Source organism: Sphingorhabdus sp. (assembly GCF_044239045.1).
Taxonomy (GTDB): Bacteria; Pseudomonadota; Alphaproteobacteria; order Sphingomonadales; family Sphingomonadaceae; genus Sphingorhabdus_B.
In genome coordinates, this window is record NZ_JBIICD010000013.1 from 26,842 (window position 1) to 43,381 (window position 16,540).

Sequence of the window (16,540 nt, forward strand, 5' to 3'; positions counted from 1 at the left end):
CATAACGCCCGCCGCCGCCTTGCCCGCCTGTAGAGCAGCGTCTAAGCGGGTAGCATGACCAACGCCATTCGCATTGCGCCATCCATCTTGTCCGCCGATTTTGCAAGGCTGGGCGAAGAAGTGCGCGCCATTGATGCGGCGGGATGCGACTGGATTCATGTCGATGTTATGGACGGTCATTTTGTCCCCAATATCACCATCGGTCCCGCTGTCGTAAAAGCCCTCCGCCCGCATAGCGATAAGCCATTTGACGTGCATTTGATGATCGCACCGGTTGACCAATATGTGCAGGATTTTGCCGACGCTGGCGCGGATATCATCTCGTTCCATCCCGAGGCTGGGCCGCACCCGCACCGTACAGTGCAGTTGATTAAGTCGCTTGGCAAAATGGCGGGCATTGTCCTCAATCCGCATACGCCAGCGAAGATGCTCGATTATCTCATCGACGATGTCGATCTCGTTCTCATCATGAGCGTGAACCCCGGTTTTGGCGGGCAGAGCTTTATCTCAAGCCAGTTGCGCAAAATCGAAGCCGTTCGGAAAATGATCGAGAAAACGGGGCGCGACATCCGGCTTGAAGTAGATGGCGGCATTACGACCGCCACGGCACCGCTCGCGATATCGGCAGGCGCGGACACGTTGGTGGCTGGCACGGCCACATTCAAGGGCGGCGAGAGCCATTATGCTGCCAATATCCGGGCGCTGAGGGGTGAATGACCGGTAATTTTGAGGACGATACTGATCAACGGCAGGCGGCCTTAATCGTCAGGCCCAAGGGCGCGGGCCAAAATATCCTCGAGCGTCTTTCTCTCGAATTTTACAAGCTGACATGGCGCACGCCGCTGCACAATGGGCGGTTGAAGGGCAAGGTGCCTTTGCGCCTTCTGGCGGTGCCGAAGGATCCTTTGGAAGGCAATTCTGCGCGTGGGCAGGCCCTGCGCATGGGTAAATTTCATTATCAGGGTTTTGAACAAGCATTTGATACGCTGGATTATGACCGGCTCGATCTGTCGCCATCGCTGACGGATTATATTCACCGTTTTGACTGGCTGCGTGATCTGGCGGCGGCGACCAATCGCGGCGAAGGCGCGCCGGCCGCTGCGCATATCGCCGATGCCTGGTTGCTCGCCAATGGCATGAAAACGCGCGAGCCAGCTTGGCGGGTCGACAATTGTGCTTGGCGGTTGTTGAACATGGCCGCCGGATCACCGTTTTTGCTGAGCAGTTCTGACCCCATTTACCGTTCGCGCGTCATCAACCATTTTGCGCGGGTGGCCCGCCATTTGGACCAGTCCGCACCAAGAGCGCAAAGCCACTTTGCCAAGACCGTTGGCTGGGCAGGCGTCGTTGCCGCGTCGTTATTATTGCCCGAAGGCAAAATCCGCCGCGCAGTGGGTGAAGATGGACTTTCGGAATCCTTGCGCGCCACAATTTTCCCCGATGGCGGCGTTGTATCGCGCTCGCCAATACAGTTGATGGAGCTCATCGGACTGTTGAGCCTTTTGAAGCAATGCTATGTTGCGCAACACGAGCCGGTGCCGGAGTTCCTCATAGAGGCCTTGGGCCGTGCGGTGCCTGCCTTATTGGGCCTGACCCATTCGGATGGCGGGCTTGGCGCGTGGCAGGGGTCGGCCCATATGACCGCCGACCGGATTGACGCACTTGTGGCGGCGAGCGAAGTCCGCGCCCGTCCACATCGCCAAGCATTAGATTGGGGATATCAGCGTGTGTCAGCTGGCAAATCTGTGCTTTTGTTGGACGCAGGGCCGCCGCCGCTCGCGCGCCAGTCGGCATCGGGCTGCGCTTCGACCCTCGCGTTCGAATTGTCGCATAATGGGCAGCGGATCATCGTCAATTGCGGCGGCGCGGCGTTTGTCGGCGCGACCCTATCGGCGGAACTGGCCCGCGGGCTGCGGACCACGGCGGCGCATTCGACCTTATGTCTGAATGACACCAATTCGACCGCCATTCTGCCGGGTGGTCAATTGGGCAAGGGCGTAACGGAAGTGGGTCTTGACCGCCGCGATATTGATCAGGCGACACGGATAGAAGCCAGCCATGACGGCTATGCGAAAAGCTTTGGTTATAATCACGCCCGCTTGCTCATCCTGCGTTCCGACGGCATGGAATTGCGGGGCGAAGATACGCTGCTGCCGCAGGACAAACCGCGGAACGATGTAATGGCGCATATCCGCTTTCATCTGGGTCCAGATATTGAGATCGCACCCTCTGACCAGCCGCAGACCGCATTGCTGCGCATGTTTGATGGCAGCAACTGGGCGTTTACCACCTCCGGCGGATTATTGTCCGTCGATGATAGCTTATGGGTTGACCAAAATGGACGCCCGCACCCGACCCAACAACTTGTGATTGCCGCCGATACGGGTAAAGGCGAGCTCCATATTAGCTGGCAACTGCGCCATTTAGGATAATATTATGCACGACGTCGTCATTAAGCGGGCTCTGTTATCAGTGTCTGACAAAGCTGGATTGTTAGAGCTTGGCCATGCGCTGGCGGCACGCGATGTCGAATTGGTCTCGACCGGCGGGACTGCCAAAACGCTCCGCGCTGCAGGCTTGACGGTAAAAGACATAAGCGAGCTGACCGGCTTTCCCGAGATGATGGACGGACGCGTCAAGACATTGCATCCGATGGTGCATGGCGGCCTACTCGCGGTGCGGGATAATCCCGAACATGCCGCCGCGATGGCCGAGCATCATATTGGCGCCATCGACCTTGTGGTCGTTAACCTTTACCCCTTTGCGCAGACGGTGGCCAAAGGTGCGTCGCGTGATGAAATCATCGAGAATATCGACATTGGCGGGCCATCAATGGTCCGCAGCGCAGCCAAAAACCATGCCTTTGTGACGATCCTGACCGATCCAGCAGATTATGCTGACTTGATTGCCGAGCTTGCGGAAAGCGACGGCAAAACCAGCTATGACTTCCGCCGCAAATGCGCGGCAAAGGCATATTCGGCGACGGCGGCCTATGACAGCATGATCAGCCAATGGTTCGCCTTTGCCGATCAGCAGCAACTGTTTCCGGACATGCTGGCGGTCAATGGCAATCGCGTGGACGAATTGCGCTACGGCGAAAATCCGCACCAACGCGCGGCGCTATATGTGCCTGTTGGGCCGCATATTGCGGGCATCGCACAGGCCGAGCAAGTGCAGGGTAAGGAATTGTCCTACAACAATTACAATGATGCAGACGCCGCGCTCGAGCTGGTCGCCGAGTTTCGCGATGGCCCGCCGACGGTCGTGATCGTCAAGCACGCCAATCCCTGCGGCGTGGCGACGGGCGCAACCCTGATCGACGCCTATCGTGCGGCGCTGGAATGCGACAGCGTTTCGGCCTTTGGCGGTATCGTTGCCGTCAACCGCCCGCTGGATGCGGCGACAGCTGAAGCCATTACCGAGATTTTCACCGAAGTCGTGGCGGCCCCGTCCGCCGATGACGCGGCAAAGGCAGTATTTGCCAAGAAGAAGAATTTACGCTTGTTGCTCACCGGCGAATTGCCCAATCCAAAACGTGGTGGCCTTTCTATCAAGCCGATTACCGGCGGGTTGCTCGTGCAATCGCGCGACAATGGCCATGTGGCTGATGATGCACTAACGGTGGTCACCAAGCGTGCGCCAAGCGCCCAGGAACTGGCGGATTGCCGCTTTGCATGGACGATTGCCAAGCATGTGAAGTCCAACGCGATTGTCTATGCCAAGGACGGCGCAACCGCAGGCATTGGCGCAGGCCAAATGAACCGGCGTGACAGCGCACGGATCGCCGCGATTAAGGCCATTGAGGCCGCGGAAACTTATGGTTGGGATGCCCCGCGCACAGTGGGTTCCGCCGTCGCCTCAGACGCGTTTTTTCCTTTTGCCGACGGCTTACTTGCAGCAGCAGAAGCAGGCGCAACGGCGGTCATTCAACCCGGCGGATCGATGCGCGATGATGAGGTGATTGCCGCCGCCGATGAAGCTGGCTTGGCCATGGTCTTCACCGGCATGCGGCATTTTAGGCATTGATATAAATCCCCTCCCGCAGGCGAGAGGGGTAATTAGCCTTAACCAACGCGCTTCACAGCCTTTTTGTAACCACCCTTTTTGGGGCCGTAATTGCGTGCCGGTGCGCCGGGATCGCGGCGGTTTTCGCTGCGCGCGGCAAAGGCGCGGTCGGCAGTGGGGCGACGGTCACCGGCAGCGGCATTGTCGCTGCGCGGACGCGCATCGCGGCCACCTTCGCTTTTACCTTCACGGCTGCCGTCGCGTGGACCAATGGATGGCTGCCAGCCGCCTTGCGGGGCGTGCGTGCGGTTGCGGGTTTCGCCGTTCAAGCCTGTTCCACCATTATTGCCACCCAATTTCTTGCCAGCATAGTTTGTCCGTCCGCCGCCGGGCTGACCGCCACCGCGACCGCCACGGGCTTGCTGCGGTTTCTTATCGGCAACCGGGGGTGGTAAGGCTGCGACGGCCGCACGGAAGCCTTCGGGAAGGCCAAGTGTCATCGCGCGGACGCCCGTGAGGCGTTCAATATCCTTCATATAGCCGCGCTCATCACCCGCAACGAAGCTCATCGCGATGCCTTCACGGCCGGCACGCGCGGTGCGGCCGATGCGGTGGACATATTGTTCGGGCACATTGGGCAGTTCGAAGTTGAACACATGGCTGACGCCGGGGACGTCAATGCCGCGCGCCGCAATGTCGGTCGCCACCAGAATTTTGATTTTGCCATCCCGGAACGCTTGCAGCGCAGCGGTACGCTGGCCTTGGCTTTTGTTGCCGTGGATCGCGGCGGATTGAATGCCAGCGCCCGCCAGCCCACGCACAACGCGGTCGGCGCCATGCTTTGTGCGGGTGAAAACCAATGCGCGGTCAATCTCTTCGCTTTGCAGTTTGAGCGTCAGCAAAGTCTGCTTTTCCCGCTGCTCGACAAAGGTCACAAATTGCTCAACGCGCTCTGCCGTCGTCGATGCAGGTGCAACTGAAACGCGGACAGGGTTGTTGAGGAAACGGTTGCCAAGCTCGGCAATCGCCTTTGGCATTGTCGCTGAAAAGAACAATGTCTGACGCTGCTTTGGCAATAATTGGTCGATACGCTTCAAGGCATGGATGAAGCCCAAGTCCATCATCTGGTCGGCTTCATCGAGGACGAAAATTTCAACGTCCTTTAACGTTACCGCGCGTTGCTCAATCAGGTCAATCAAGCGGCCGGGCGTGGCGACAAGAATATCGACGCCGCCGGCAAGACGCTTTTTCTGGCTGAAAATCGGCATGCCGCCGAAAACGCAATCGACCTTCAGGCCCAAAAACTTGCCATAAGTGCGGAAGCTGTCGGCGATTTGTGCCGCAAGTTCGCGCGTTGGCGACAGGACAAGCATCCGGCAGCTATATTGCTGACGCGCCTTTGGCTTGGTGGCGAAATGGTGGAGTGAGGGCAACGCAAATGCAGCGGTCTTACCCGTTCCGGTCTGCGCGATACCGCATAGATCGCGGCCTTGAAGTAAGGATGGAATGGCCTGTTGCTGAATGGGGGTTGGCGTATCATAGCCAGCCGCCTCAAGCGCCTTCAGGATAGGTTGGGCGAGGCCCAGGTCTTGGAAAAAAGACATTTTTATACTTTCAAAATAGTCGTCACAGCCCGTGATGCGCGTCCTTTCATCAGGACCGCACAGGCGCAACAGCAGGTGTTCGGGAGCAGCTTATGCTGACCCGTTGGAAACAACCCTGCGTGATATGGGAAGCCTCTAAGCTTACGCATCTTGTTCGTTTGGCGGAGCCTGTATTTAGGCCCTCACGCTACCAAAACTGCGGCGGTATTGTCCGCTCGCCTCATGCGCTTGAGCGGCCTATGGCGAAACAGGGGTGAAAACGCAAGTTATTTGTGCGTTCGCGCAATAATCGTTCGCAGATGCCCGCTAAAGATGCATGAAGTCGCGGTCAAAACTTTTCAGATGTGCGCCACCGTCGACGAAAATGACTTGCCCGGTAACATCTTGCGCTTGAGCGAGATAGACGACAGCTTCCGCGACAGCCGATGGCGATGGCAATGCGCCCAAGGGCATCATCTGGGCAAGCCGGGTTTCTTGCTCTGCGGTATAATCATCGGTCGCAATGACAAGACCGGGGGCAACGCCATTGTACCGCGCGCGCCCCGCGAAGGATGCGGCCATGGACCGAATGGACGCCGCTAGCGCTTGCTTTGATAAAGTATAGCTCATCTGATCCGGATGCGGATTGACGATGCGTTGGTCGAGAATATTGACGATCGCTGGCCGCGCCTTTGGGCCGGCGATTTGCACCAAAGCCTGGCTTAAAAATAAGGGTGCAAACAGATTCAACCGAAAATGCGCCTCCAGCGTGTCCAGCGTCATTGTCTGCCAGTCATCTTGCCCGAACATGGCCGCATTGTTCACTAACAGGTTGGGTGCGCGCCCAAAATGCCCGGCAATCATGTCCATAAGCCTGGCTGGATCGCCGGCGCTCAGGTCGAAGGTGAATGCGTGCCATTCGCTTGCGTTCGCCTGCAGCGCCGCTGCTAGAGCAGCCTCGGGCGGTGTATCCATATGGCTTACTAAAGCCAGCGCATAGCCAGCCGCGGCCAGTTTGGCTGCGATCTCCGCGCCCAGCCTGCGCTTGCCACCGGTGACAATTGCAAGCGGCTGAACTGTCACTTGCGGCTCCGTGACATGGTGATGCCAATCGCTTCATTATCCTCGGCAATCGCCAGCTTGACGATTTTGACGACGATGTTGCTGATCCGCGGGTCGTCGGCGAACAGATTGTCCATGATATGATCGGCGACCGCTTCAATCAGCGTAAAGTGTACGCCCTCAGGCAATTTTGTCGCCGCTTCTTTCAAGGTCATATAATTTTTGGACGCCGACAAGGGCGTGTCTGGCGCGTAATGCGGAGACATATCCAACGTCGTGCTGATCGATATGCGCAGCGGTTGCGGCAGATGCGTTTCCTGACTGTAAATACCCGTCAGGACATTGACGACAAGATCGTGCACTTCAAGAATTAAACTGTCGCTCATATCACTCCTTAACGCGACCAGCGGGCGAAGATGGCGGTGGGCAACAACATGCCCCGGCCTTGTTCGCGCACCGCTAGTTCGCCAAATTCCACCTTGCCGCCAAGGTCTGCAAAATGCGATTCCAATAGCCCGCCCAATGCCAAAGCGGACATGCGCACGGCGTAGACAGTCAAAAATAAAAATCTCGATTCCGCATCCAACAGCTTGCGGCAATTGGCGATCAGCTCAGGCAAGTCTTCCTCAAGCCGCCACACTTCGCCTTCGGGGCCACGGCCATATTTGGGCGGGTCCAATAATATGCCGTCATAGCGTTTTTCGCGGCGCACTTCGCGGGCAACGAATTTAGCGGCGTCATCAACGATCCAACGGATAGGGCGGTCTGCCATGCCCGACATTTCGGCATTGGCCCGCGCTTGCCCAACAGATTTCTTGGACGCATCGACATGCACCATCTGCGCGCCCGCCGCAGACAAAGCGAGCGTGCCAACGCCCGTATAGCCGAACAGGTTCATGGCAACCGGGTCAGTAACACCCGCCAATTGCCCGCGCATCCAACGCCACACCGGGTCCATATCTGGGAAAAAGCCCAAATGGCGAAACGGGGTGCAGGACGCCGTAAAATGCACTTCGTCATTCCACGATAAAGGCCATCCATCCATAGGAACGGGTTTGTTATTATACCAACGACCGCCGCCATCATCGTCTGATCCAGGAACAAACTCAGCGTCCGCGGGCCATTCTGCTAAGGCCGGTGCCCACATCGCCTGTGGTTCTGGGCGGATGAAATGGCGGTCGCCATAGGATTCATATTTGCGGCCATGGCCTGAATCTATCAGCGTGTAATCGCTGCGCGGTTCGCTGATCAGGGTGACGAAATCCGGCTTCATATTCAACGCGTGGCGCGCGCTAACACATAATCGCGCACCGCGTCATATTCGCCGGGCAGAACGTCAAAGCGTTCTTCGCGGTCAAATAATTGCGCGACACGCGCCGGCAAAGCGGGGCGGATGCCCGTGGCATTTTCAACGGCATCTGGGAACTTTGCGGGATGCGCCGTTGCCAGTGTCACAACAGGAACATCGGGGCGGATGCCGGCATTGCGCGCGGCGTGCAAAGCGATGGCGGTATGCGGATCGATAATTTGGTCCGTAGCACCATAAGCCCAGCGCATCGCCGCAGACATTTGTTCGGCATCGGTGCGCGCGCTGGTGAGCAATGCCGCCTTTTTGCGCATGTCGACCGACAGCACCATCTTACCCATTTGTTCAAACCATTTCATCCGCGCGCCCGTGGTGAGGCCATCACGGCCTTCCAGATCGAACAATAAGCGTTCAAAATTGCTCGACACCTGAATATCCATGGATGGCGATGCTGTCGGGGTCACACCCAGCACCGAATAGTCGCCTTTTGACAAGGCGCGATGCAAAATATCGTTGATGTTGGTGGCCACAATCAGGCGCTCAATCGGCAGGCCCATTTGCGCAGCGACATAGCCTGCGAACACATCACCAAAATTTCCGGTCGGTACCGAAAATGCGACCTTGCGTTCCGGACCGCCAAGCCGAAGCGCGGCATAGAAATAATAGACAACTTGGGCCATCAGGCGGGCCCAGTTGATGGAGTTGACCGCAGATAAGGTTAGCGGACCATTCACATCCTTGTCGTTGAACATCCGCTTCACCATCGCTTGGGCATCATCAAAGCTGCCGCCGATAGCGATGTTATGCACGTTTGGCGCAAGAATGGTTGTCATCTGCCGCCGCTGCACATCGGACACGCGGTTGTGCGGATGCAGCATGAAAATCTCAATCTGCGCGCGTCCGGCAACGGCATCAATTGCGGCTGAACCAGTGTCGCCAGAGGTTGCGCCGACAATCGTCAGCTTTGTGTCGGTGCCCGAAAGAAAGCGTTCAAAAAACTGGCCGAGCAATTGCAGCGCCACGTCCTTGAACGCCAAGGTCGGGCCGTGGAACAGCTCAAGCAACCAGTGCTGACCATCCAACTGCACCAGCGGCGTAACCGCTGTATGGGCGAAGGAACCATAAGCTGCGGCGCATAGGCTTTTGAGCTCCGCCTCGTCCAAAACGCCTTTGGTAAATGGCGCCATGACCCGCGCGGCCAGTTCCACATAAGACAGCCCGCGCATCGCGGCAATTTCGTCGCGCGAAAATTGCGGCCAATGGCGCGGCACATAGAGCCCGCCGTCGCGTGCCAAGCCCGTCAGCGTGACGCCTGCAAAATCAAGCACGTCTGCGTTGCCGCGTGTGCTGATATATTCTGTTCCGTTTATCGCCATAGCGGCCATGCGGTTAACCGCAGCGCCACATTTACGCAAGATTATTGCAAATCAGCGCGGACGAATTCAGCACATCTTTCGCCGATCATGATGCTTGGCGCGTTGGTGTTTCCAGAAACAAGACGCGGCATGATGCTGGCATCGGCCACATATAGCCCTTCTATGCCCCGATATTTCAGGCGCGAGTCGACAACATCATCGGCATTCGGTCCCATGCGGCAGGTGCCAACGGGATGGTAGACGGTGTCGGCGCGGCTGCGGATCAAATCATCCAAGGCTGCGTCATCATTGAGATCCACCGGATGCCGGTTCTTGCCATTATAGGCGGCAAGTGCAGGTGCTTCGAATATCCGATGCATCGCGCGCACGCCGGCGCGCAGGGTCGCCATGTCGCGGTCATCGCTTAAGAAGGCCGGATCAATGACCGGGGCGACTTTGGCGTCCGATGACGCCAAACGCACGGTCCCCCGGCTTTCCGGGCGTAGAACGCAGGCGTGGCAGCTAAAGCCATGGCCTTTCACTTTGGAACGGCCATGATCTTCCAGCATGGCAGGTACGAAATGATATTGAATGTCAGGCGCTGGCAAGCTTGGGTCCGAACGCCAGAAGCCGCCCGCCTCGGCAAAGCAAGTTGTCATCACGCCCGTGCGCTTGCGGCGATGTTCGATGATCGCCTTGACCATCTTGGCCGTGCCAGCCAGCGAATCGCCGAAGAAATCATCCTTGGATTGGGTTTCAAAGCTAGAGACATAATCGATATGGTCTTGCAGGTCCGCACCAATCGCGGCCTTGTCATGGACAACGTCCACGCCAACACTGCGTAAATGTTCGGCTGGCCCCATGCCCGACATCATCAGGATATGCGGTGAACCAAATGCGCCCGCCGACAATATGACGGCCCCGCGCGCTTTGATTGTCCGGCGCTTGCGGCCCTGACGAATGACCACGCCGGTGGCACGGCCATTTTCGACGATGATCTTTTCGGTCAACGCGCCAGTCAAAATCTCCATACGGTCGCGTGCAGGTTCAACATAGGCGCGCGCGGCGGTCCAGCGTTCGCCGCCTTTTTGCGTAACCTGATACAGGCCAAAGCCGTCCTGCGTCGCGCCGTTGAAGTCCGTATTGACGGGCAATTGCAATTCGGACGCGGCTTCGATGAAGGCAAGGCTGCCGGCTTGCGGCCAGCGTTGATCGGAAACCGAAAGCGGCCCGCCTGATCCGTGAAAAGCATCTGCGCCGCGTTCATTATCTTCACAGCGTTTGAAATATGGCAACACATCGTCATAGGACCAGCCATCGCAGCCCAAGGCGGCCCAATTGTCATAGTCATATTTATGACCACGAATATAGACCATCGCGTTGATCGCGCTCGACCCGCCAAGGCCTTTGCCGCGTGGTTGATAACCCGTGCGGCCATTCAGTCCTTTTTGCGGGACGGTTTCATATTTGTAATTGGACGCATTGCGGATGAACGGCATGAAGCCGGGCGTCTTGATCAGCATGTTATTGTTATTGCCGCCCGCCTCAATCAAGCAGACCTTATATTTGCCACCTTCGGACAGCCGTCCGGCGGCGGCGCTGCCTGCGGAACCACCGCCAATAACAATGATGTCAAATTCGTCCATAACGCCTGCTCCCTCTTTGTGAGGAGGTTTAAGCGGACGATTAATTACTGGCAAGGGTGTAAATAGGCTATGCGTTCACCTTTGGATCGGCTTTGGTTTGCTGGCTTGCCAACCATTGCGCACGGATGCTGTCCGACGTGTCCCGGCTGCCATCATGGCTCCAGCCCGGCGGGCGCCACAGATAGGAGAATTTATGCCGCCATGGTGCGGACCAAAAATCCTGGGCGATGCCGATCCATTCATGAAACACGCTCCACAACAGGTTGAATGTGCCCAATTGCTTGACGATCCCATAGCGGATTTTTTCGCCCTCCACTTCCTCGGTAAAGGTGCCGAACATGCGGTCCCAAATAATGAAGGTACCGGCGTAATTGCGGTCCAGATAACGCGGGTTGGTTGCGTGATGGACGCGGTGATGGCTGGGCGTGTTCATGATATATTCGATCCAGCGCGGGAATTTGTAGATGGCCTCGGTGTGGATCCAGAACTGATAAATAAGATTGAACGCGCCGACGAACAGCAACATCGCCGGATGAAAGCCCAGAAATGCCAAAGGTATCCGGAAGATAAAGCCAAGCGCGATAAAGCCTGTCCATGTTTGGCGTAGCGCCGTCGATAGATTATAATGTTGGCTACTGTGATGGTTAACATGGCTTGCCCAGAACCAGCGCACGCGATGTCCCGAGCGATGCGCCCAATAATATGCAAGATCATCGAGCACAAAGCATAAGGGCCATGCCCACCAGACCCATCCGATTTCAAACACACGATTCTCGTAAATCCACATGGCAAGGCTGAACACCAACGCGCCGGTCAATGCGCCGGCCACGGTGCTGCCGGTACCCAAAGCGAGCGATGTGAGCGTATCGCGCGGTTCATATTTTTCTGGCGCGCGCCGCCTTGCCCATAACATCTCTGCAACGATCAAAATGATGAACGCTGGAACGGCATAGTCAATTGGGTTGAACAGTTCAGGCATGTGGGCGTCCTATATTCAAATGGCGCAGGCCAGCGGCCCAATGCGATGCTTGCGCACCCAGATTAAGCGTCACCGATCCAAAGGTTTTTTCTCCCGTGCCAACGGTCAGAAAATTCTGGTCAAGGCGCGCCTCATTGTGATGATCGAGAAGACGCCCGGCCCATTGCACGCCATGCCGGCGGACCAGCAGATGCCTGCCGTCGGCATCGCGCAGTAGCGCGGCCATGCCCGCTCTATCAATGACGATTTCCACCGGATCGAACCCGCATAAAGTCTCTTGGGCAATTTCGCGTGCTTGTTCTTCGCTGCGTATGCGGACGTCGCCGCCGAGCTTCCAGAAACGCGCCAGCCAAGCGATGAACACAATCCCGGCGATGGACCCCGCAAGCTTGAGCAATTCTGCTGTCACGAAGCCCGCCCGCGCAGCATGTCCATCATCGCGGTCACCGGCGTTAAATCATAACCGGCGTCCGCCGCCTTTTCCGCCAACACCGCAGGATGATCGCCTTTGGACGCCTGCGCCAAAGCCCAAAGCAACGTCGAGCGCGTGCCCGAACGGCAATACGCAAGGATTTTAGCGTCTGTTTTTGCCAACGCATCGGCCATGGCTGTCACCTGCCATTCGGCAAAGCCTGCATGCGTGACCGGAATGGCGACATAATCCAACCCAGCGGCCCGCGCTGCAATCTCAATCTCTGCACCCGGCGTTTGATCGGCGGATTCATCTTCAGGACGATTGTTGATGATCAGTGTGACGCCCGCTTGCGCAGCGTCCTTCACGTCGCCAAGCGCAATTTGCGGTGCTACCAAGATACGGTCTGTGAGTTGGCGAAACATCTGAAAAATCCCGTTATACAATCGCCTGAGCCAGCGACAATTTAACCGTCCTATTTTAATCCGCAATCGATAACAAGGAAGGACAATAGAGCGATAAATTTCGGGCCTAATATTGCGCGATTACCGACAGAAATTCTTCGCCATAGGCCTCCAGCTTGCGCGCGCCGACTCCGCTGATCCGGCCCAAGGCACGGATATCGGCTGGCCGGGTCAGTGCCATTTCGCGCAAGGTCGCGTCGTGGAAAATGACATAAGGCGGCACGCCAACATTTTCGGCAAGCGTGCGGCGTTTGGCGCGCAAGGCCTCAAACAACGGATTGCCAATAGGGTTGTCGGGACGGCCGCCGCGGGGTGTGTTGCCGGGTTTGACCACAGCAATCTCAATCTTTTGATCGCCGCGCATGATAATGCGAGCATCGCCGCCAAGCTTTAGACCGCCATGTTCGTTAGCGACCAGCGCGCCGCGCGCCTGCAATGCACGCGACAAGGGCTTCAGCATCGCCGCCTCGTCCTTGTTCACTATGCCAAACACCGAAAGCTGATCATGCCCGAATTGCGTAATCCGTTCGTCCTGTTGCCCCGTCAGGACCTTTTCCAAATGCCCCATGCCGAACCTTTGACCCGTCCGATAAGCGGCGGAGAGCAATTTGCGGGACAGCTCGGTCGCGTCGTGTACATCGGGTGCGTGCATGCAATTGTCGCAATTCCCGCAGGTTTCAGGCGGGCTTTCGCCAAAGTGACGAAGCAACACCGCGCGGCGGCAGCCGGGGGTTTCCACCAAATGCGACAATGCGGCAACGCGCGCCAATTCGGCTTCGCGCCGTTCCGGTGGTAACTCGCTTAAACGCCCACGCGCGCGGGTGAAATCGCCTGCTGACCATAGCATATGGGCAACTGCCGGGTCGCCATCGCGCCCCGCACGGCCGCTTTCTTGATAATAAGCTTCGATGGACTTCGGTAGGCCTGCATGCACAACAAAGCGGACATCAGGCTTGTCGATGCCCATGCCGAAGGCGACCGTTGCGACCATGACCATATCTTCGGAAGACACAAATTCGGCCTGCGCACGCGCACGCGTCTGAGGCTCCATACCGGCATGATAATATAAAACCCTTCGTCCCGTCTCGGCGATCTGGGCGGCGATTTTCTCGGTGCGGTCGCGCGTTTGGGCGTAGACAATGCCAGCGCCCGGCAACCCCTTCACCAATGACGCGATGCCGCTGTTCGCGCCGGCTTCGGCGATGTAGCGGATGTTGGGACGGTCAAAACCGGCTACCATGACGCCATCTTTGGCGATGCCCAATTGTTCGGCAATATCATCGCGCGTGTGGGTGTCGGCGGTGGCGGTCAGCGCGAGGCGCGGCACATGCGCAAAATCATCCAGTAACGGCCGCAACAAACGATAATCGGGCCGGAAATCATGGCCCCATTCGGACACACAATGCGCCTCATCAATCGCAAAGAGTGATATCTTTGTCTCGCGCAATAGATTGCGGAATTCTTGGCCCGATGCCCGCTCCGGTGCGACATATAATAGGTCAAGTTCGCCCGCGCGGAACCGTGATATGGTCTCTGCGCGATTGTCGTCTGCGGAAGTCAGCGTCGCGGCGCGAATCCCCACGGCATCGGCCGCGCGCATCTGGTCATGCATCAAAGCAATCAACGGCGATATGACGATGCAGGTGCCGTCCATGATCATTGCGGGCAATTGATAGCATAAAGACTTGCCCGCACCCGTCGGCATGATCGCCAGAGTCCGTTGACCCGCGAGAACGCGCGTAACCACCTGTTCCTGTTGCCCGCGAAAGCCAGCGAAGCCGAACAAGCGGTGCAAAACATCGGCTGGCGTGGGGGGAGGAGCGACGGTGGCCATGGCCTGCCCTAGCGTGACAGCAATATCAATGACAGGGCCCACATGCGTTTGATTCAACACGCTTGTGGATAGCGTGACATTTTACGCGCCGGGAGGGACCGCTTCCTCAGCTTCGCTTTGTTGGCGTGCCCACATGTCGGCATAGAGGCCATTTTTGCGCAGCAGTTGAAGGTGTGTGCCCTTCTCCGCAACGCGGCCCGCCTCCAACACAATGATCTGGTCCGCGTTCACCACTGTCGAGAGCCGGTGCGCGATGATGATCGTAGTGCGGCGTTCCGAAATGCGCTCCAGCGTGGCCTGGATTTCTGACTCGGTTCGGCTATCCAAGGCGCTGGTCGCCTCATCGAGGATCAAAACCGGCGGATTTTTAAGCAAGGTGCGGGCAATTGCCACGCGCTGCTTTTCGCCACCGGATAGTTTCAGTCCGCGCTCGCCAACCTTGGCCGCATATTGGTCGGGCAACGATTCGATGAAGCCGTGGATCGACGCCCCACGCGCCGCCTCTTCGATTTCTGCTTGATTGGCGCCTTCGCGGCCATAGCCGATATTGTAGCCGATACTGTCGTTGAACAGCACCGTATCCTGCGGAACGATGCCGATAGAACTGCGCAGGCTGGATTGCGTGACATCCCGCACATCCTGCCCATCAATGCTGATCCGGCCGCCTGTAATATCGTAAAAACGATATAACAGCCGCGCGATGGTCGATTTTCCCGCGCCCGATGGGCCAACAACGGCGAGCGTATGGCCGGGTTTGATTTCGAAACTGACACCATTCAGGATCTGCCGTTCGGTGTCATACGCGAAATACACATCATCAAACACCACCGCGCCGCCATCAACTGCAAGCGCAGGCGCATTTGGTTTGTCGGTAATTTCGGCGGGCGTGTCGATAAGTTCAAACATTGCGGCCATATCGGTCAGGCCCTGGCGAATGGTGCGATAGACCATGCCCAACATGTCTAACGGCCGGAAAAGCTGCGCCAACAAGGTGTTCACCGTGACCACATCGCCTGTGGTAAATTGCCCGCGCGACCAACCCCAAACGACATAGCCCATAGCGCCTGCCATCATCAGATTGGTAATCAACGACTGCCCAATGTTCAGCGCGGCGAGTGAGTTTTCCGATTTGACCGCGGCATTGGCATAATGGCGCACGACCTCCGCATAACGCCGGGTCTCGCGCTTTTCTGCGTTGAAATATTTGACCGTTTCATAGTTTAATAGGCTGTCGACGGACTTGGCCACGGTCTGCGTGTCGAGTTCGTTCATTTCCTCGCGCAATTTGTTGCGCCAGTTGGTGATCAGGGTCGTGTACACAATGTAGCTGATGACCATGATGAGCGTGGCAATGACCATGCCCCAGCCAAATGAAATCTTGAAATAAACGGAGACTAAAAACAGCTCTAACAAGGTAGGGGCGATGTTGAACAACAGGAAATAGAGCATGATGTCGATGCTCTTGGTGCCGCGTTCAATTACCTTGGTAACGGCGCCGGTGCGGCGGTTCATGTGGAACCGCATCGACAGATTGTGCAAATGGCTAAAGACATTCTCGGCCAGACGCCGCGTCGCTTCCTGGCCGACGCGTTCGAATACTACGTTGCGCAAATTGTCGAATAATACCCCGCCAAAACGCGCGCCTGCATAAGCAGCGGCCAATGCGACGGCGATGGCGACGCCGTCTTCCATGCCGGGCACCATGCGGTCGATAGCCTGGCCATAAAGCCATGCCATGCTGAGCTGGATGAGTTTGGAGACAACCACCAGCAACAGCGCAAAGACAATGCGGGCGCGCAAACCCGCTTCATTCTTCGGCCATAAATAGGGCAAGAATCGCCGCATGACGGCGAAATCTGGCTTGGCATCGTTGGTGGGGGCTAATGGCGGCACA

General features: G+C 57.4%; 14 protein-coding genes. 3 read left to right on the top strand and 11 right to left on the bottom strand.

Features of this window, described 5'->3' with window-relative positions; genetic code table 11:
- Nucleotides 1–54: 54 nt before the first annotated feature.
- Genes rpe through purH form a run of 3 tightly spaced genes read left to right on the top strand, consistent with a single transcriptional unit; the run spans nt 55 to nt 4,026 of the window.
- Complete coding sequence (rpe, locus tag ACILP4_RS06745; protein WP_395619972.1) at nt 55–717, top strand: ribulose-phosphate 3-epimerase; 663 nt, start codon at nt 55–57, stop codon at nt 715–717.
- Nucleotides 714–2,432: a heparinase II/III family protein gene (locus tag ACILP4_RS06750; protein WP_395619973.1), complete on the top strand. Its 1,719-nt coding sequence runs from the start codon at nt 714–716 to the stop codon at nt 2,430–2,432. Before rpe ends, ACILP4_RS06750 begins: the two co-directional genes overlap by 4 nt.
- Before the next feature lie 4 nt (nt 2,433–2,436).
- Complete coding sequence (purH, locus tag ACILP4_RS06755) at nt 2,437–4,026, top strand: bifunctional phosphoribosylaminoimidazolecarboxamide formyltransferase/IMP cyclohydrolase (RefSeq protein WP_395619974.1); 1,590 nt, start codon at nt 2,437–2,439, stop codon at nt 4,024–4,026.
- A gap of 38 nt (nt 4,027–4,064) precedes the next feature.
- On the opposite strand, the gene ACILP4_RS06760 is transcribed toward purH, so the two are convergent.
- From ACILP4_RS06760 to ACILP4_RS06810, 11 genes are all read right to left on the bottom strand, one after another.
- Entirely contained in the window at nt 4,065–5,609 is a 1,545-nt protein-coding gene (locus ACILP4_RS06760; protein WP_395619975.1) for a DEAD/DEAH box helicase, read from the bottom strand.
- A 306-nt stretch (nt 5,610–5,915) separates the two neighbouring features.
- Nucleotides 5,916–6,671: an SDR family oxidoreductase gene (locus ACILP4_RS06765; protein WP_395619976.1), complete on the bottom strand. Its 756-nt coding sequence runs from the start codon at nt 6,669–6,671 to the stop codon at nt 5,916–5,918.
- A complete protein-coding gene (locus ACILP4_RS06770) occupies nt 6,668–7,036 on the bottom strand; it encodes a dihydroneopterin aldolase (protein ID WP_395619977.1) in 369 nt (122 codons plus the stop codon). Before ACILP4_RS06770 ends, ACILP4_RS06765 begins: the two co-directional genes overlap by 4 nt.
- A gap of 8 nt (nt 7,037–7,044) precedes the next feature.
- Nucleotides 7,045–7,923, bottom strand: a complete 879-nt coding sequence (locus tag ACILP4_RS06775) for a class I SAM-dependent methyltransferase (RefSeq protein WP_395619978.1) — start codon at nt 7,921–7,923, stop codon at nt 7,045–7,047.
- A gap of 2 nt (nt 7,924–7,925) precedes the next feature.
- Entirely contained in the window at nt 7,926–9,332 is a 1,407-nt protein-coding gene (thrC, locus tag ACILP4_RS06780) for a threonine synthase (protein WP_395620013.1), read from the bottom strand.
- A gap of 41 nt (nt 9,333–9,373) precedes the next feature.
- Nucleotides 9,374–10,957: a GMC family oxidoreductase gene (locus ACILP4_RS06785; RefSeq protein ID WP_395619979.1), complete on the bottom strand. Its 1,584-nt coding sequence runs from the start codon at nt 10,955–10,957 to the stop codon at nt 9,374–9,376.
- A 67-nt stretch (nt 10,958–11,024) separates the two neighbouring features.
- Entirely contained in the window at nt 11,025–11,936 is a 912-nt protein-coding gene (locus tag ACILP4_RS06790) for a sterol desaturase family protein (protein WP_395619980.1), read from the bottom strand.
- The gene (locus ACILP4_RS06795; RefSeq protein WP_395619981.1) at nt 11,929–12,345 is read right to left on the bottom strand and encodes a hypothetical protein; all 417 of its coding nucleotides are present in this window, start codon (nt 12,343–12,345) and stop codon (nt 11,929–11,931) included. The genes ACILP4_RS06790 and ACILP4_RS06795 overlap by 8 nt, the downstream gene beginning before the upstream one ends.
- On the bottom strand, nt 12,342–12,773 hold the full coding sequence (locus ACILP4_RS06800; protein ID WP_395619982.1) for a TIGR01244 family sulfur transferase: 432 nt from the start codon (nt 12,771–12,773) through the stop codon (nt 12,342–12,344). Before ACILP4_RS06800 ends, ACILP4_RS06795 begins: the two co-directional genes overlap by 4 nt.
- Before the next feature lie 106 nt (nt 12,774–12,879).
- A complete protein-coding gene (gene recQ / locus ACILP4_RS06805; protein WP_395619983.1) occupies nt 12,880–14,646 on the bottom strand; it encodes a DNA helicase RecQ in 1,767 nt (588 codons plus the stop codon).
- 81 nt (nt 14,647–14,727) lie between these two features.
- On the bottom strand, nt 14,728–16,539 hold the full coding sequence (locus ACILP4_RS06810) for an ABCB family ABC transporter ATP-binding protein/permease (RefSeq protein ID WP_395619984.1): 1,812 nt from the start codon (nt 16,537–16,539) through the stop codon (nt 14,728–14,730).
- Between the last annotated feature and the right edge of the window lies 1 nt (nt 16,540).